At 32.1% G+C, this 18,200-nt stretch carries 14 protein-coding genes; 9 read left to right on the plus strand and 5 right to left on the minus strand.

All coding sequences use genetic code 11. The annotated features are described in order from the left end of the window. Positions 1-150 precede the first annotated feature (150 nt). Together L3X39_RS05665 and L3X39_RS05670 are read left to right on the plus strand one after the other, a co-directional pair. Positions 151-2,907, plus strand: coding sequence for a putative LPS assembly protein LptD (locus L3X39_RS05665; RefSeq protein WP_237230803.1), 2,757 nt, complete (start codon positions 151-153; stop codon positions 2,905-2,907). Positions 2,908-2,919: 12 nt separating this feature from the next. Further along, on the plus strand, positions 2,920-3,300 hold the full coding sequence (locus L3X39_RS05670) for a RidA family protein (RefSeq protein WP_237230804.1): 381 nt from the start codon (positions 2,920-2,922) through the stop codon (positions 3,298-3,300). An 8-nt stretch (positions 3,301-3,308) separates the two neighbouring features. On the opposite strand, the gene L3X39_RS05675 is transcribed toward L3X39_RS05670, so the two are convergent. Then, complete coding sequence (locus L3X39_RS05675) at positions 3,309-4,727, minus strand: ATP-binding protein (protein WP_237230805.1); 1,419 nt, start codon at positions 4,725-4,727, stop codon at positions 3,309-3,311. Between the two features lie 143 nt (positions 4,728-4,870). Between L3X39_RS05675 and L3X39_RS05680 the strand changes: the two genes are divergently transcribed. Continuing rightward, positions 4,871-5,911 (plus strand): GMP reductase, encoded by a 1,041-nt coding sequence (locus tag L3X39_RS05680; protein ID WP_237230806.1) that lies wholly within the window; start codon positions 4,871-4,873, stop codon positions 5,909-5,911. Positions 5,912-5,982: 71 nt separating this feature from the next. On the opposite strand, the gene L3X39_RS05685 is transcribed toward L3X39_RS05680, so the two are convergent. From L3X39_RS05685 to L3X39_RS05700, 4 genes are all read right to left on the minus strand, one after another. Then, entirely contained in the window at positions 5,983-6,843 is an 861-nt protein-coding gene (locus L3X39_RS05685; RefSeq protein WP_237230807.1) for a BadF/BadG/BcrA/BcrD ATPase family protein, read from the minus strand. An 88-nt stretch (positions 6,844-6,931) separates the two neighbouring features. After that, on the minus strand, positions 6,932-7,933 hold the full coding sequence (gene gap, locus L3X39_RS05690; RefSeq protein ID WP_237230808.1) for a type I glyceraldehyde-3-phosphate dehydrogenase: 1,002 nt from the start codon (positions 7,931-7,933) through the stop codon (positions 6,932-6,934). Between the two features lie 17 nt (positions 7,934-7,950). Further along, positions 7,951-8,937 (minus strand): 6-phosphofructokinase, encoded by a 987-nt coding sequence (pfkA, locus tag L3X39_RS05695; RefSeq protein ID WP_237230809.1) that lies wholly within the window; start codon positions 8,935-8,937, stop codon positions 7,951-7,953. Between the two features lie 141 nt (positions 8,938-9,078). Further along, positions 9,079-13,467 carry a translocation/assembly module TamB domain-containing protein gene (locus L3X39_RS05700; protein ID WP_237230810.1) on the minus strand — a complete coding sequence of 1,463 codons (4,389 nt, stop codon included), beginning with the start codon at positions 13,465-13,467 and terminating at the stop codon, positions 9,079-9,081. Positions 13,468-13,632: 165 nt separating this feature from the next. Between L3X39_RS05700 and tsaD the strand changes: the two genes are divergently transcribed. The 6 genes from tsaD to L3X39_RS05730 all read left to right on the plus strand — a co-directional run bounded on the left by tsaD (position 13,633) and on the right by L3X39_RS05730 (position 18,195). Next, positions 13,633-14,655, plus strand: a complete 1,023-nt coding sequence (gene tsaD, locus L3X39_RS05705) for a tRNA (adenosine(37)-N6)-threonylcarbamoyltransferase complex transferase subunit TsaD (protein WP_237230811.1) — start codon at positions 13,633-13,635, stop codon at positions 14,653-14,655. Positions 14,656-14,659: 4 nt separating this feature from the next. Continuing rightward, on the plus strand, positions 14,660-15,115 hold the full coding sequence (locus tag L3X39_RS05710; RefSeq protein ID WP_237230812.1) for a hypothetical protein: 456 nt from the start codon (positions 14,660-14,662) through the stop codon (positions 15,113-15,115). Between the two features lie 50 nt (positions 15,116-15,165). Continuing rightward, complete coding sequence (locus L3X39_RS05715; RefSeq protein WP_237230813.1) at positions 15,166-15,870, plus strand: 16S rRNA (uracil(1498)-N(3))-methyltransferase; 705 nt, start codon at positions 15,166-15,168, stop codon at positions 15,868-15,870. A gap of 1 nt (position 15,871) precedes the next feature. Continuing rightward, positions 15,872-16,513, plus strand: a complete 642-nt coding sequence (locus tag L3X39_RS05720) for a DUF4159 domain-containing protein (RefSeq protein WP_237230814.1) — start codon at positions 15,872-15,874, stop codon at positions 16,511-16,513. 74 nt (positions 16,514-16,587) lie between these two features. Next, positions 16,588-17,085, plus strand: coding sequence for a TrmH family RNA methyltransferase (locus L3X39_RS05725; protein ID WP_237230815.1), 498 nt, complete (start codon positions 16,588-16,590; stop codon positions 17,083-17,085). Between the two features lie 21 nt (positions 17,086-17,106). Beyond that, on the plus strand, positions 17,107-18,195 hold the full coding sequence (locus L3X39_RS05730) for an AI-2E family transporter (RefSeq protein WP_237230816.1): 1,089 nt from the start codon (positions 17,107-17,109) through the stop codon (positions 18,193-18,195). Positions 18,196-18,200 lie beyond the last annotated feature (5 nt).

Here is an 18,200-nt window from a genome sequence, read left to right on the forward strand (position 1 = left end):
ATTTATGTTTAAATGAAAGCTATAAAAGGATATGTTTTTATAGGATTAACGATTAAAAAACTTACTTTATTACCTATCCATTTAGAGTGGGTTTTAAATTTTAAATTTTTAATTAAATAATAAATCAATCCCAGAAAAATATATGTAATTTTGGCTTTTCAAAAACCGAGCCATACTTTTACAAAAATACATTTAAAAGCGTTGCGTACAAACAACTTTAAAATACTTTTTGCATTAAGTTTTACAGTGTTTATTAACACGTTAAGCTTCGCTCAAGACATTCCAGTAAAAGGGAAACCCATAGAAAAATCAGAAAAAGATATAGTAATAGTATCAACAGATTCGATATCTAAACCTGAAGTTTCAGAAAAAGAACAAGACTCTATTATAAAAGACTCCATAAAACCTAAAAAAGAACTTTTAGAACACATAGTTAAATACCACGCTACTGATTATACCAAATTTAGCCAAAAAGATCAGAGACTTTATTTATATAATGATGCGAGGATTGACTATGGTGATATGAACATTACAGCTGGTAGCATCGTAGTAGACTATTATAAAAATACTGTTTATGCAAAAGGTATAACAGATTCTATTGAAGGCTACATACAAAAACCTGTTTTAACTCAAGGGAGTAATGTAGTAGAACCAGACTCGCTTATTTTTAATACCGAAACTAAAAAAGCCCTCATCTTTAATTCTAAAACGGAGCAAGGTGAAGGTACCGTAATTGCTAGTATTACAAAGAAAGAAAATGACTCGGTTTACTTCTTAAAAGATGCAAAATATACCACCGCAGAAAACCTTGATGACCCTGAATATTATATAAAACTTAGGAAAGCTAAAATTGTACCTGGAAAAAAAATTGTAACAGGTTTAGCAAATCTTTTTATTTATGATGTGCCTACTCCATTAGGGTTACCCTTTGGTTTTTTTCCACAAAGTGAAAAACAAACTTCTGGAGTATTAATACCTAGCTTTGGTGAGCAAAACGACCGAGGGTACTTTTTACAAAATTTTGGTTATTATTTTGCCATTAATGATTATTTAAATTTAGCTGTTTTGGGTGATTACTATACTAATGGGAGTTATGGTATGCGTATGGAAAGCACCTACGTAAAACGCTATAAGTTTAGAGGTAATGTAGGTTTTAGATATGAAAACCTAATCACTAGTGAACGTGGTTTCCCTGATTATGCGAGAAGCACCATATACAATTTACGATGGTCGCATAGCCAAGATTCTAAAGCAAATCCAAACGCCCGTTTTTCAGCATCGGTAAACTTAGGTAGTAGTACTTATTACCGTAACTCGATTAATCAAATAAATACCGGGGCTTTTTTAAATAACACCTTGTCATCTTCAGTATCCTATTCGCAAACGTTTCAAGGCGAACCACAAGTTAACTATAGTGTCACAGCTACCCACTCTCAAAATACTAATACTGAAACCATCAATATGACGCTTCCCACATTTCAAGGAAGTGTTGGTAGAATGTATCCTTTTGCTTCAAAAACTGGCTCTAAAAAAGGATTAATCCAAAATATTAACTTACAATATAACATCCGTGGTGAAAATAGAATTCAAACAACGGACTCTTTATTCTTTAAAAAGGAAATGTTTGACGATGCAAAAGCTGGTTTTCAACATACTATACCCTTAAGCACCAACTTTAAAGTATTTAAGCATTTTAGTGTTAGTGCAAATACTAGCTATAATGAGGTTTGGACTTTTAAAACTATTAACCGATACTATGATAATGTAAATAGAGAAACTGTTACTGAGGATGTAAATGGATTCGATTCGTTTAGAACTTATAATTTTAGTACTAGTATTGGAACTACCATTTATGGGATGTTTAATTTTGAAAAGGAAGGAAAGGACCCGAAAATACAAAAGATTAGACATGTAATGAGGCCTTCGATTAGTTACAATATCAATCCAGCGTTTGATCAATACTACGATTCCTATGAAGTAATAAGCGCTGACGGGTTAACTACAAGTGAAGTAGAATATTCGCGTTTTGAGCAAGGTGTTTTTGGCACTCCAAGTAAGAACTTTTCAAGCTCTATGGGAATATCTGTTGCTAACAACTTTGAGGCCAAAGTTAAAGACAAAGATAGTACCGCCACAGAACCGAAGAAAATCATTCTTTTAAACAATCTAAATTTTTCAACCTCTTATAATTTTGCTGGTGATTCTTTACAATGGAGTCCTGTAAGAATGAGCGGTGGGACACAACTTTTCAAAAATAAATTGAGCATTAACTTTGGCGCTACTTTAGACCCTTATGCACTTGATAGTAATAATAACAGAATTGATAAATTTAATATTGATAATGGCGGTAGCCTTTTTAGACTAACGAGTGCCAACTTAACAGCAAGTTGGTCACTATCAAGTAAACAAGCAGATAAAAAAGATGATAAACGAGATCCCGGTATTGATGAAAATGTAAGAAGCGGTGGTCGTGATGATGATTTATTTGGCGTATCACAAGACTTTGCAAATCAACAACTCAATAGAGATAAAGACAAAGACGGCGATGAAGAACCGAGTGAATTGTACAATTTTAAAATACCTTGGACTTTAAGAGTTGCTTATGCCGTTAATTATTCCAATTCAAGAAGGCAAAATGAAATTTCATCACATTCACTTATGTTTTCTGGTGATATTCAATTATCAGATAAATGGTCAGTTGGTGCTTCCTCTGGTTACGATTTAAAAAATGCAGGCTTCACTTATACGCAACTACGTTTTGAACGCGATTTATTAAGTTGGAGAATGAATTTTAGCTGGATTCCATTCAGCACTAGAGCGTCTTGGAACTTTTTCATAGGTATTAAATCAAATATTTTAAAAGACCTTAAATACGAAAAACGAAGCCAGCCAGATATTCAATTATAAAAGTTATCCATTATGAAAACTATTATTACTACTAAAAATGCCCCTGCTCCTATTGGTCCTTATAATCAAGCGGTTTTATATGGAGACACTTTATACACCTCTGGACAAATAGCCATACATCCACAAACTAACATCCTCGTTTTAGATGATATCAAAACGGAGACCAAGCAAGTAATGGAAAATTTAAAGGCTGTTTTGGAGGCTGCAAATATGACTTTTGAAAACGTTATTAAATCAACCATTTTTATTAGCAATATGGACGATTTTGGTTTAATTAATGAGGTATATGGTAGTTATTTTGGTGATACCAGTGGGCCCGCTCGTGAAACGGTTCAAGTAGCTAGATTACCCAAAAATGTGAATGTAGAAATTAGTATGATAGCAGCTAAATAAGCTACGTATTAAACAGAGGTTCTACTTTTTGAGTGTTTTATAAGTAGTTCCTTTAGTTTTACAACCTCAATAGGTTTTGCTAAAAAATCATCTATTCCTGCTAATTTTGCTTTCGTTATATCTTCTTCAAAAGCACTTGCCGAAACAGCAATTATAGGTGTATTTTTAATATTATATTTTTCCGTATCCTTAATAAATTTTGTGGCTTCATAACCATCCATATCTGGCATATAGATATCCATAAAAATCATATCAAAATCTAAAATTTTATAAAGATCAACGGCTTCTAATCCGTTTTTTGCAAAGGTACATTGGGCACCTTGTCGTTCTAATAAAAACTTAATTACCTTTTGATTCATTCTATTATCTTCGGCAACTAAAACATTAAATTTATCAAGTAAAATAGGATTGAAAGCTTCCTCTTGTGTTTTAATATTCAAGGTTTTTTTCAATTGTAAACTAAAGTAAAATGTAGAGCCTTCATTTTCTTTACTTTCTAGTTTTAATTCGCCACCCATACTTTTAACTAGCTGATAACAAATAGACAGCCCTATACCACCACCTCTATAGTCTCTCATCATAGAGGAATTATACGTTTTTTTAGAATCTTTAAATATAGTTTTTACTTCCTCCTGCTTCATACCAATACCTGTATCCTTTATATAAAAAGTAACAATTTGGTCGTCATCAATACTAACTGTTTGGTCAACTATGATGGATATTTTTCCCGCATTAGTGAATTTAATAGCATTATTAATCAAATTAATTAATACTTGCTGAATTCTGGCTGAATCCCCTAAGACTAAAAACTTATCTTTTTCTTCGTATAAAAATTTGTACTCAAACTCCAACCCTTTTTCCCATGCTTGATACTCAAAAACCTTAAAAAGTCTTGATAAATCAGACTTTAAATCCATAGTTAATAAATTGAGTTCTAATTCGCCAGCATCAACTTTAGCATTTTCAGTTACCATATTTACCAACTGCAAAAGATGCATAGAAGAATATTCGGCAATTTCAACTTGGGCTTTTTGGTCATTATCCAATTCCGTTTGTTTCAGCATATTGAGCATCCCTAAAACCGTATTTAAAGGTGTTCGAACCTCATAGCTCATATTGGAAAGGTAGATGGATTTGTGGTCAGCAATTTTATCAGATGCTTCTAGGCTGCTTTTTAGTTCTTCAATCCTAAGTCTTAAATTTTCTTTTATAACCTCATTTTTTAATTGATTCTTTAAAAAAAACTGTAAAACAAAAACTTGAACAACTGCTAGAATAAATAAAAAAAGAGCGGCACTTTTAAAATAGATATGTTTTTCAAGAACAGCGTATCCAATTATTAGAATAGCACTTATGGAAATAAGAATAAAGAAAGATAATTTCCTTTTTACTTTTATGGATTTAATAGATTTTGGGAAAAAACTCATTTAAAAGTACGTTTCAACAAACATATCTATAAATATATTAATTAACAAAAGTATTGAACTTATTTAAGTTTTATATTTCTCGCCGATTTATTAAAATTTGAACTCGAAAAATTGTAAATTTATAACTCTAATAACTATTGAAAATGCGTATAGAAAATGACATAAAATTGGGATTTAAAGATGTTATGATTCGCCCAAAACGTTCTACTTTAAAAAGTAGGTCTGAAGTAAATTTAGAACGCGAATTTAAATTTTTACACAGTTCGTTTGTTTGGTCTGGAATACCTATCATGGGAGCAAATATGGACACTGTTGGTACTTTTGAAATGGCAAAAGCCTTATCTGATAAAAAATTGTTTACCGCAATACATAAACACTATTCTATAACCGATTGGAATGTGTTTTCATCCAGTTTGTCAAAAAACATTGAAGATTATATTGCTGTAAGTACTGGAATAAGTAAGCAAGATTCTGAGAAGTTAGCCAGTATATTTAAATTTAATCCCTATTTAAAGTTTATTTGCATTGATGTTGCGAATGGTTATTCCGAGCATTTTGCAGATTTTGTTAAAGAAACAAGAACCTTATATCCTGATAAAGTTATTATTGCAGGAAATGTGGTAACTGGAGAGATGGTTGAAGAGCTTTTATTATCTGGAGCCGATATTGTTAAAGTGGGTATTGGACCTGGTTCTGTATGCACTACAAGAATTAAAACAGGAGTTGGCTACCCACAGCTGTCTGCTATTATTGAGTGCGCAGATGCTGCACATGGCTTGGGTGGACAGATAATTAGTGATGGTGGTTGTACAACTCCTGGCGATATTGCCAAAGCCTTTGGTGCAGGAGCAGATTTTGTGATGTTAGGAGGAATGCTTGCTGGCCATACTGAAAGTGGTGGTGAAATTATAGAAAAACAAGGTAAACCCTACAGAAAATTTTATGGAATGAGTTCAAGTACCGCTATGAAAAAACATGTTGGTGGCGTAGCAGAATATCGTGCGAGCGAAGGAAAAACCGTTGAAATACCTTATAAGGGAAATGTTGACAATACCTTACAGGATATTTTGGGCGGGTTAAGAAGTACTTGTACTTATGTTGGAGCTCAACGCCTGAAAGAGCTAACTAAACGAACTACATTTATTAGAGTTAACGAACAAGAAAATAGAGTTTATAAATCGTAAAAAAGTAGTTTATAAAAAAAAAAGAGAGGCAAAAACCTCTCTTTTTTTTTAATCTTTATTGAAATAAATCATTATAAATTTTTTGTGTGATATGCTACTAAACCATCGATTGGCCTACGTTCTATATTACCAACTACAAAACCCATTTCTAGAGCCACTTCTTTTATTAGGTCTTGAGAAAAGAAAGCAATAGACCCTGCAAAATGCACTGGTACTGTTTTAATCTCTTCCTTGTATTGCATAATCATGTTTTTAGCAAACAATCGAATACCCTTTTTTATTAATTGTAAAATATAGTCAGAATCTTTGTTTAAAAACATAAACTCAGCAAAGTTTGCCAAATAAGCATTTGGATTAGGCTGTTTATAAATATTATATTTAATATAATCTGCCTCTAAATTAAATTTAGCGCCAAAAGCAATTTTAATATTTTCTGGCATATGATTAAAATAGTAATCTCTTATTAACTCTTTTCCATAATAATTACCAGATGCATCGTCCATTAAAATATATCCTAAAGACTGCACACGTTGATGCAATTGTTTACCATCAAAATAACTACAATTAGAACCTGTACCTAAAATACAAACAACCGCAGCTTCAGTGTCATGATTAATAGTGCCATAAACCGCCGCTAAAGTATCTTCCTCAACCTTTATAACCGCATTTACAAACACTTCTTTTAAAGCGTTGAACACCATTTCTTTTCCTCTGTCGGTTCCACAACCAGCACCATAAAAGAAAACATGCGTAACATCTTTTCTGTGGGTTTTTAAATCAGCGTTTTTCTTAATTGTTTTTTTAAGTTTTTGCTCAGATAAGATTTCTGGATTAAGCCCTTTGGTACGAATCTTTTCCAGTAATTTATTTCCCTTATTGTCTACTGCAATCCAATCAGATTTAGTAGAGCCACTGTCAACAATTAAAATCATAAGTCTTAAGATAAAAAAACTCCTCAGATTGCTTGTAGGTTTTTGTACAATATCTCTGAGGAGCTGTTATAACTATTATACGCTTAAATTAAATTTTGCTTATGTGTTGAGCAAGATCAACTAATTTAGTTGAATAACCAAACTCATTATCATACCAAGATACTAATTTAAGAAAATTATCATTTAAAGCAATACTTGCTTCGGCATCAAAAACGCTAGTCATAGGCTCCGAAACAAAATCTTGAGATACTACGGCCTCTTCAGTATAACCTAAAATGCCTTTTAATTCGTTTTCAGATGCTTTCTTTAAAGCCGCTTTAACTTCATCCCAAGATGCTGATTTTTCAATTCTAACTGTTAAATCAACTACAGATACATCAGGAGTTGGAACTCTAAATGCCATACCAGTTAATTTCCCATTTAATTCTGGAATAACCTTACCTACCGCTTTTGCTGCTCCTGTAGATGATGGAATGATATTAGCTAATGCACTTCTTCCACCTCTCCAGTCTTTTTTAGAAGGACCATCAACTGTTAACTGAGTAGCAGTAGTAGCATGAACTGTAGTCATTAAACCTTCAACAATACCAAAATTATCATTGATAACTTTAGCAAGTGGTGCTAAACAGTTAGTTGTACATGAAGCGTTTGAAACAATAGTGTCTTTTGCAGTTACTTTATCATGATTTACACCCATAACAAACATTGGTGCATCTGCCGATGGTGCTGAAATCGCAACCTTTTTGGCTCCCGCTGTAATATGTGCTTGTGCTTTTTCTAAAGTAGTGAAGATTCCTGTACAATCTAATACAACCTCTGCACCAACAGCATCCCATTTTAAATCTTCTGGATTACGTTCTGCAGTAATTCTAATTTCTTTTCCGTTTACTACTAAGTTTCCATTTTTTACATCCACAGTACCACTAAAACGACCGTGAATAGAATCGTATTTTAATAAATACGCTAAATGTTCTACATCTAATAAGTCGTTAATACCTACTACTTCAATATCTGGTCTTGAAACCGCAACTCTAAAAGCGATTCTACCTATTCTTCCAAATCCGTTAATTCCTAATTTTAATTTTGACATAATTTTACCTATAAATGTTAAGTGCTCATAATATCAGAGACACGCAATAATTCTAAATTTATTTTTGTTTTTCCTTTAATAGCTTTTTCTAAAGGTGTTAGTTCCATTTTACCGTTAAGTAATCCCACCATATAATTTGTTTGTCCGTCTAATAAAGACTCAACGGCTTTTACACCCATTCTACTTGCTAAAACACGATCGAAACAAGACGGTGCGCCTCCACGTTGCATATGCCCTAAAACAGACACTCTTACGTCGTAACCCTCCATGTTTTCATCTACGTAATCTTTAAGTTGAAAAATGTTTTTTCCAATTTTATCACCTTCAGCAACAATGACAATACTTGAGGTTTTCCCCGATTTTCTACTTCTATTTAATGAATCTACTAATCGCTCTAAACCTAAATTTTCTTCAGGGATGAGAATCTCCTCAGCACCACCTGCAATACCTGCATTTAATGCTATATGCCCTACATCTCGTCCCATAACCTCAACAAAAAATAATCGGTTATGCGAACTAGCTGTATCTCTAATTTTATCGATGGCGTCAACTACAGTATTTAATGCAGTATCAAAACCTAAAGTGTGAGATGTCCCAACTATATCATTGTCAATAGTTCCTGGTATCCCCATAACTGGGAATCCAAATTCTTGATTAAAAATAAGCGACCCAGTAAAAGAGCCATCTCCTCCAATAACCACCAAGCCATCAATATCGGCTTTAACTAAATTATCGTAAGCTTTTTGTCTGCCCTCTATAGTTCTAAATTCCTTTGAACGAGCCGACTTTAATATAGTACCTCCTTTATTGATAATCCCTTTTACGCTTCTCGCGCTCATTTCCTTAAAATCTCCTTCAATTAATCCTTCGTAACCTCGGTACACACCAACGCATTGAATTTCATGATAAGCACAAGTTCTAACGACTGAACGAATGGCTGCATTCATTCCAGGAGAATCGCCTCCTGAGGTTAAAACCGCTAATTTTTTTATTGTTTTTGGCATTAATTTTTAAAATTTGCAAGTGTAAAATTACTAAACAAATAGCATATATCGATAGCATTTATAGTATTTTATATCACTTTTAAAACTATAACGTTTTAGTTGATAATTAGGTTTTTTGTAAATAATTAGGGCGTTTTTTACTTATTCTTTTGAAGGTGTTTTTACCGAAATAAAATCAGGTAATGGGCTTGTTTTTTCTACCTCTAGTGTTTCTTCTATAACAGACTCTTCTTTTACTGATTTTTTAAAGAGTTTTTGAAGTAATTCTTTAAAAGTATCAAAATCTACATTATAAGAAAGTCCAACTCCTTGTGTGTAGCCAATTTGCTCTCCGAAATTTTGAATACTGTTCTCTCTATTAAACACTTTAGCAGTTAGGGTTCCTTCTTCATTTAAAAGAAAATCTATTTCAACATCGCCCGCAATAACAGTTTCTGTAGCACCACCAACAGGTACACCCACTTTACCGTTTATAAGAACTCGATCGCTTATTTGGGTTTGTAGTGTAACTCCAAATCTATCATCAGTTTGATAGTCAGGTCTATTTTGTCCTGCTTCATAATTCAACCCAATATTAAGCTTACTATCTCCATTGGTAAAAATACCATTAATAATTCCATTAAGTCGTTCAGCAATGGTACCAGAAAAATTAACCTCGTTTATTCCACGTGAAAAAGACCCTGTAGATATTAAATAAAGCGCTTGGTTTTGTTTATCCTCTTCTGATTCTAATCTATACTGAAGCTCGGATTTAATAGTTGAACTCACATTTGGGAATTCAAAATTAAATTCTGGATTAGGTTGCTCTAAATTACCTGTTAAAGCAATATTTAACTCAACCGGGATACTTCTGTTTGTTGGATTGTCTAGTAATGGTGACGGGTTTGCTTGTGTTCTATAAATTGCACGCATATTTATTAAAGCATCTAGCGGATCTCCTTCCCAAGCTATGGTTCCACCTGGTTGTACGGTAAATTCTTTTTGTATAATACCTCCATAAGCGAAATTGTAAACACCTTCAAAAACGGAGAAATCACCCCACATATCAAACTTTCCATTCGTGTTGATTTCAACAAGCAAGCCTCCTCTACCGCGTCCTTTTAAAGAATGTCCTGTATTTTTATCAATTATAATTTCAACTTCCGCATCTTCAGTAATATCTAAATCAAAATCTAACTCGAGACCTTTTATTTCGTCAAAAACAATTTCTTTTCCTGCTTTTCGAGCTTCTTTTTCTTCTCTCGTCAGAAAATGAATGTATGAGTTATCACCAAACGATTCGGCATCATTTAAAGGAATCTTAAATACCGTACCACGTTTTGTTTCTCCTATTACACTTATTACCAACTCTTCAGTGGGCCCCATTAAACTAGCTCTACCACCTATAAAACCAGTGCCATAGTATAAAGATTCTTCAGTTTCTTGAGTATCTAAAATTAATAACCTTGAGGCTGTTACGTTTAATCCTAGGTTCCAGTTTGAAAAATTAATATGGCTTAAAGTTCCGTTTAATTGGCCCCTAGAGTTATACTTAATATCGGTTAAATTAATATTGTTAAAAATAAAGGTTTGATTCTTTAAGCCCACTGAAGAATTATCCCCAAAATCATAATCTACATTAAGATAGGGAATACCCAATCCAGCATTATTTAATACCAAATCACCATTTATATCAGGTTGTCTTAAATCTCCAACAACTTTAACATCACCTGTAGCTGTACCTCGAATATTACTTAAAACCCCATCTAGTAGAGGGTTTAAAGGGAATAAATTAAACTTGTTTAAATTTAAAACCACATCAATTCTTGATTGCCTGCCAGAAACTGTAATATCTCCTTTAGCACTAAAAGATTTCGATTCGTCATCTTTTATAGTAGCATTTACATTATAGTTGGTAAGCGACTCATTACCAGTTATAGTAGCATCAAATGAACCTAATAAAAAGTTATTTACCTTAAAATCGTCAATAACAATGGTTGAATTTGGTAGATAACTTCCATTTTTTTGAAGAATGTCTAACTTACCATTTACGTTACCTGCTAATGATAAACTATCAATATCAGGTGTTATTTTAGCTAAATCTACATTAGTAAAATTAAGCTTAATGTCTTTTTGGGTTGAATCTTTTATAAAGCCTGAGAGTCTTATTTCTTCATTGTTATGATTGATTTTAAACTTATCAATATTAAATTTTGTTAACTTTTTATCAAATGAAATTTTATGAAATTTATCTTGGGCTTCATTGATTAACCACTTATTGTTTTTGATGGTAATATCGGATTGTTTGAAACCAATAACAGACTCGTTCTTATCATTTATAGTATGGTAAAAACTTAAATTATAAGCGTCGTTATTATTTTTTCCACCATGAAACTCGGATCGCATAAATAACGTATCGTTCACCGTTACATTAATTAAATTGAATTTTGAAACATTATAATATTTAGTGTTTAAACTGTCAATTTCTACGTAGGTATTAAATACGGGGTTACTATTATCTACTTGAACTTCAATATTATTTGCAAAATAATCGAAGAGCTTAATTTTTGGCGATTTAAAGGTAAGTTTAAACTTCTCTTCTTCACTTTCAACTCTTCCACGTATAAAAGTGTTTGATCCTAGTTCCACCTCTGGATATAAAACTTCAATAATCTTGTTATAAATTTTAAAATTGAAATCGATATTTTGGTTTGCTTTTACTTTATGTGGAATATAGTTGGTATAAATATGCCCTATAGAATTCTCAAATAGTTTTTTCAAATCCTTGAACACGAAACGTCCTTTTAGTTCACCTTCAATAATATCTGGCGAACTGAATTCTATAAAACGTGTATCGCCCTCAAATCTTGATGAGATGTTAAAGGTATCAAAGTAATACGTGTCATTCTCGTTTCTATAAACGGTATTCTGAAAAGCTATTCTTCCATAAGCGTCATCATAACTACTGCTATTCATATTCATTTTAACACTACTTGAGAACATAGAAATGCTATCCTTTTTTACGAAGTTTAATGTGTTTAAGTTAGCGTAATCTACAACCGCTTCAAAATCATACTTTTTTATGTTTTCCGAGAAATCAACAAGTCCATTAAAGCTTAATTGCAGGTTTGGGTCTTTCACAAACAAATTACCATCAAAAATTCTGTTTTTAATAGTCCCTGCTACTTTGATTCCTTTGTAATTGTACTTATTATATTCAATTTCAAAAATATCTCCTTTAACTTCCGTATTAAGCGTTTCTGAAACAAATCCTTTTCCGTTAACATCAAAATTTAATGAACCACTTCCTATGGTAGGATCTTCCAAGAAAGTACCAAAATCAAACTGTTCAAAAATTATTTTTCCCTTATAATTAGCGTTGTCAATATCATTAATTTTACTTATTTCTAAGTTTGAATCTACAAATCCTAAATCTGTGTCAATTTCAATATCAGCAATAATATTAGATGATGTAACTTTAGAATTTCCAACAATGGTGAACTTGCCTAACCTATCAAACGAGGTTGGTATGGCTTCTCCCAAAACATTCGGTAATAAGTCTTTTAAATCTTTATATGTTGATGTTAAATCACTAAAACTGCCATTCATATAAAAATTATCGGGTTCTTTATTAAAGAGGTTTTTAAAATTTATATCACCATATACTTTAGTTTTCGTGCTGGTGGTTAACCTTAAGTTATTAGTTTTTAAATCATTTAATGTACCCAATAAGTCAACACTAAACTTAGCTGACTGATTTACTCCAAACTCATTATAAAAAGTGTTAAGCTCATTTAAAAAAACATTAGAATCCTTAAAACTTGCATTTACTAAAACTTTATCTGTAAAATATTGCAAGTCTTCTCTTTGGTAAGAAAATTTTAAATCGCCTTTTAAAACCGAGTTAGGTGTTTTTATTTGTAGGTTAGCAAAAGTCATATCAGTTAACGTATATGCAAAATCAGTCATCATATTTTTAACCTCTACGCCTCTACTGTCTTTAAATGCTAACGTGTTTATTCTGGCCCTTACATCACTTCCATTTATTAAAAAATTAGTTGCGTTAATGTTTAAACCTTCAAAGTGGAGGACTTTAGTGGTAGCTCTATTTTCATCGGATAGTTTGAAAATACTATTGTAAATAGAAACATCACTAGATGACAAAAGAAATTCGCTCTTTTCCTTTCTTGGGTTATCGTCTTCAAACTTGTTTACAAAAACATCCAAGTTCGTTTCATCTTCTCCACTATAAGTTTTTATATTAAAAAATAGGTTAATAATATCAATATCGCCAAAAACCAAATTCCCATTATACAATTTTGTGAAACTTAAAATGGAAGTATTCAGCTCTTTTATACTTATCAGCGTGTCTTTTTTATAATCTTGAATGTAAATTTCTTTAAGCTCTACATCGCCATTAAATTGAAGACTCACTCTATTAATATTGATGTTGGTTTTAAATTCTTGATTTAGTTTTTTTGTAGCGTATTTACCAAGTTTTGTTTGAACAGCAGGTATCGATAATATTAACACCAGAATGATGAATATCATAAGTAGTATACCTACTATCTTGTACAATATTTTTAGAAATTTTTTGATACGCTTAAAGTTATAACTTTATTAAGAATAAACTACTTTTGTATTTACGACTAAAAATAACGATTGAGATGTTTATTCGTTTTCAAAATTAACAATTATTGTGCCTAATATTTATTAATGTCTTCACAAAATATTTATATCCTCGGAATTGAGTCTTCTTGCGATGATACAGCAGCCTCCGTAATACACAACGGGCGTATTTTAAGTAATGTTGTCGCTAACCAGAAAATACATGAAGAGTTTGGTGGTGTAGTGCCAGAATTAGCCTCTAGAGCGCATCAACAAAACATAGTGCCTGTAGTGCATCAAGCGCTTAAAAAAGCTAATATTACCAAAGACCAACTTAAAGCTATTGCTTTTACCAGAGGTCCTGGTTTAATGGGTAGTTTGTTAGTAGGAACGTCATTTGCAAAATCGTTGGCTTATGGTTTAAACATTCCATTAATTGATGTTAACCATATGCAAGGTCATATTTTAGCACACTTTATCGATGAAGAGGGATTTAACAAACCACCGTTTCCGTTTATTGCGATGACTATTTCTGGAGGACATACTCAAATTGTTAGAGTTGATGATTATTTTGATATGACCGTAATTGGTGAAACTATTGATGATGCTGTTGGTGAAGCTTTTGATAAAAGCGGGAAAATTTTAGGTTTAGGTTATCCTGCGGGACCCGAAATTGACAAACGTGCTAAATTAGGAAACCCAAAAGCTTTTAAATTTACAAAGCCAAAAGTGGATGGTTTAAATTTTAGTTTTTCAGGTTTAAAAACTGCTATTTTATATTTTATTCAGAAAGAAACAAAAGCAAACCCAAATTTTGTTGAAGAAAACCTAAACGATATTTGCGCTTCCATTCAATATAGCATTATTGGCATTTTGATTGACAAGTTAAAATTAGCATCAAAACAAACAGGTATTAAACATATTGCCATTGGTGGTGGTGTTTCTGCAAATTCAGGTATTCGTCAGTCTTTAAAAGATGGCGAGCAAAAATTTGGATGGACGACATATATCCCAAAATTTGAATTTACCACCGATAATGCCGCTATGATTGCCATAGTAGGTTATTTAAAATATTTAGAAAGTGATTTTGCTGAACAAAATGTAGCAGCTTCGGCGAGGTTAAAAATTTAATTATATGGCGAAAATCGAAAAAGGCGATGTTTTCAAAATTAAAACTAAAATTGGTTTTGGCTTTCTTCAATTTATTGATAAAACTATAGATAGAACACACTACATTAGAGTTTTAGATTTTATTTCTCAAAACGGTTTAATTTCTCAAGAAGATGTAGACAAAAAAGAAAGATGGTGTACAGAATTTATTCTGAATATTGCATTTCGAAGAAGGCTTGTGGAAAAAGTCGGGAATTTCAAAATTCCTAATAATTTCAGAATTGCAAGATTTGCAAGGTCCAAACATATTATTGGAGAAAACATTAATGGTTGGAATATAGTTGATAGAAATACATTAAAACTCATTTTTAAAGAAGTACTATCAGATAAGGAATTACTACTTTCTCCTCACGGTATAATGAATGATACATATATAATTGAAAGATTGCAAGAAGGTTGGACTCTTGAAGATTGGAAATAATATTTATTAGTGTATTCGTGGCAAAATTATAATTCTCTTATCTTCGCTTTATGCAACTCTTCTACAATCAAAATATCACCGAAACAACTCAAGAGTTTACTTTTGATAAAGAAGAAAGTAGGCATATTGTAAAAGTGCTAAGAAAAACGGTTGGCGACGAATTACATATTACAAACGGTAAAGGTTGGTTGTTTACTGCTCAAGTTTCAGTACCCAATATTAATAAATGTAGTGCTAAAATTGTTTCAAAAACACTGCAATCAAAAAATGGCTACCATTTACATTTGGCTGTAGCTCCAACCAAAATGAACGACCGTTACGAATGGTTTTTAGAAAAAGCTACCGAAATAGGTGTAGATAGCATTACCCCTATTATTTGCGACCATAGTGAACGAAAAGTTATTAAAACAGACCGTTTTGAACGTATTTTACAATCGGCTATGAAACAATCTTTAAGTTGTTATTTACCAACTTTAAATGACGCCATTCCTTTTAAAGACTTTATAAAGCAGAATATTACAGGAGATTTATTTATAGCGCATTGTGAAGAAACCGATAGAAAATCACTGAAAAATAAACTAAAGCCAAAAACCAATATTACCATTTTAATAGGACCTGAAGGCGATTTTTCTGTTAAAGAAATTGAAATGGCGCTTCAAAATAATTTTATTCCTGTAACTTTGGGAGAAACCCGATTACGAACCGAAACCGCTGCCATTGTAGCTTGCCATTCTGTTGCATTTATAAACGAGTAATATGAAGTTAACCATATCTTTTGTCTTTTCTCTTTTTTCTCTTTTCTTATTTTCTCAAGATTTAGCCATTTTAAAATATAAAGGCGGTGGCGATTGGTATGGAAATCCTACCGCATTACCAAATCTTATTACTTTTTGTAATCAAAATATAAATACCCAAATTAGTACCAAACCAGAGACAGTTGAAGTTGGTAGCACCGATATTTTTCAATATCCTTTTTTACATATGACTGGTCATGGTAATGTGTTTTTTAGTGAAGCAGATGCTGAAAATTTACGTAATTATTTAATGTCTGGTGGGTTTTTGCATATTGACGATAATTACGGTATGCAACCCTACATAACTAAAGAGTTAAAAAAGGTATTTCCAGATAAGGATTTGATAGAACTCCCAACAAATCATGCTATATTTAATAGTGCATTTAAATTTACCAACGGAATACCAAAAATACATGAACATGATGGCAAACGTCCGCAGGCATTCGGAATTTTTGTTGAAGACCGACTGGTTCTATTGTTTACATATGAAAGCGATTTGGGTGATGGTTGGGAAGACCCAGAAGTACACAACGACCCTGCAGATGTTAGAGAAAAAGCCCTTAAAATGGGGGCTAATATTATTAAATATGCTTTTGAGAATTAAAATGTCTCGCAAAGACGCAAAGACCTTAAGGCTTTTAATGACTGCAAACTGCTACTGAATACTGCCAACTAAAAATGCAACTTACACACTACAACACCAACTTTTCAAAACGCACTTTTCCAATTACGCTGGTATGCGATAATGTAACTAATGCTCCAAATATTGGAGGTCTATTTAGAATATCAGATGCTTTTGGAATTGAGAAACTTATCCTTTGTGGTGATGTTTCTCTAGGAAGAAAAATGACAAAAACTTCTAGAGCCACTGAAAAAGTAGTTGCTTATGAAATAAAGCAATCCGCCTCAAAAGTGGTTAAAACATTAAAAGCTAAAGGCTATCAAATTATTTCATTGGAAATTACTGAAAACAGTAAACCCATTCACTCCTTTCAGTTTTCAAAAGAAAAACCCATCGCATTAATAATTGGTGATGAAAATTTTGGGGTTTCAGCAGATATTTTAGAGCAATCAGATGCCATTATTCACATCGATATGTTTGGTCATAATAGCAGCATGAATGTGGTACAGGCAACCAATATCGCATTATACGAAATCACTAAGCAACTTTTGTAAACCATTTTATATATTTACTAAATGAATTCTAAAACAATCTCCAGCGGTATTCTAAGAGCAGTCGCTATTATTTTAGGTGTCGCTCTAGTGCTATTCTTTCTTTATAAAGTACAATCCGTTATTGGGTATATTGCCATTGCTGCCGTTATCTCATTAATTGGAAGACCCATTGTTTTGTTTTTAGAGGGTAAACTGAAGTTTAAAAACACCATTGCTGTAATTGTTACCATGGTGCTTTTATTAGGAATATTTGCAGGTTTAGTAGGTTTATTTATCCCGTTGGTAATAAAACAAGGGCAAAATTTATCACTATTAAACATTAATGAATTACAAAGAAATATTGAGAATTTATACATTGAAATTATCACTTATTTTGACTTGCATCAAATTGATGTTGAGCAATCTTTGAAAGAGTCAAATTTATTATCTAAAATAGATTTTGCTTTAATTCCTAATTTTTTGAACTCCATCATAAGTGGTTTAGGTAGTTTTAGTATTGGATTGTTTTCTGTACTTTTTATTTCGTTTTTCTTTTTAAAAGATAGTCGGTTGTTTGAAAATGGTATCATGACTTTTATACCTGATAACAAAGAATCTCGATGGAAAAAATCTTCAACTAAAATAAAAGACCTACTTTCTAGATACTTTGTAGGCCTCATTTTTCAAATTCTAATTCTTTTTATTATTTACACCATTGGCCTTTTAATTATTGGTGTTGAAAACGCTATTGTTATTGCATTTTTATGTGCCCTTTTAAACCTTATTCCTTATGTGGGGCCTTTAGTTGGAGCATTTTTAATGCTTACTTTAACTATGACTAGTAATCTTGGAGAAAGTTTTAGCAATATAATTTTACCAAAAACCTTTTGGGTGTTTATAGTGTTTATCATCGGACAATTGGTTGATAATTTCTTCAGTCAACCCATTATATTTTCTAAAAGTGTAAAGTCACATCCGTTAGAAATATTCCTTGTTATATTAATTACAGGAATCCTTTTTGGAGTCATCGGATTAATCATTGCTGTACCAGCCTATACGGCTATAAAAGTTATTTTAAAGGAGTTTTTATCTGAGAATAAGATCGTAAAAAAGCTTACCAAAGACATTTAATTCAA

Origin of the sequence: Flaviramulus multivorans (assembly GCF_021728415.1) — a bacterium.
Classification (GTDB): domain Bacteria; phylum Bacteroidota; class Bacteroidia; order Flavobacteriales; family Flavobacteriaceae; genus Sabulilitoribacter; species Sabulilitoribacter multivorans.

Bases quoted from the DNA above. Each gene is read 5' to 3' on its own strand.
- L3X39_RS05675 (WP_237230805.1), bottom strand. From the start codon at position 4,727: ATGAGTTTTTTCCCAAAATCTATTAAATCCATAAAAGTAAAAAGGAAA.
- L3X39_RS05715 (WP_237230813.1), top strand. From the start codon at position 15,166: ATGCAACTCTTCTACAATCAAAATATCACCGAAACAACTCAAGAGTTT.
- L3X39_RS05730 (WP_237230816.1), top strand. From the start codon at position 17,107: ATGAATTCTAAAACAATCTCCAGCGGTATTCTAAGAGCAGTCGCTATT.
- L3X39_RS05685 (WP_237230807.1), bottom strand. From the start codon at position 6,843: ATGATTTTAATTGTTGACAGTGGCTCTACTAAATCTGATTGGATTGCA.
- L3X39_RS05670 (WP_237230804.1), top strand. From the start codon at position 2,920: ATGAAAACTATTATTACTACTAAAAATGCCCCTGCTCCTATTGGTCCT.
- tsaD (WP_237230811.1), top strand. From the start codon at position 13,633: ATGTCTTCACAAAATATTTATATCCTCGGAATTGAGTCTTCTTGCGAT.
- gap (WP_237230808.1), bottom strand. From the start codon at position 7,933: ATGTCAAAATTAAAATTAGGAATTAACGGATTTGGAAGAATAGGTAGA.
- L3X39_RS05710 (WP_237230812.1), top strand. From the start codon at position 14,660: ATGGCGAAAATCGAAAAAGGCGATGTTTTCAAAATTAAAACTAAAATT.
- pfkA (WP_237230809.1), bottom strand. From the start codon at position 8,937: ATGCCAAAAACAATAAAAAAATTAGCGGTTTTAACCTCAGGAGGCGAT.
- L3X39_RS05720 (WP_237230814.1), top strand. From the start codon at position 15,872: ATGAAGTTAACCATATCTTTTGTCTTTTCTCTTTTTTCTCTTTTCTTA.
- L3X39_RS05725 (WP_237230815.1), top strand. From the start codon at position 16,588: ATGCAACTTACACACTACAACACCAACTTTTCAAAACGCACTTTTCCA.
- L3X39_RS05680 (WP_237230806.1), top strand. From the start codon at position 4,871: ATGCGTATAGAAAATGACATAAAATTGGGATTTAAAGATGTTATGATT.
- L3X39_RS05700 (WP_237230810.1), bottom strand. From the start codon at position 13,467: ATGATATTCATCATTCTGGTGTTAATATTATCGATACCTGCTGTTCAA.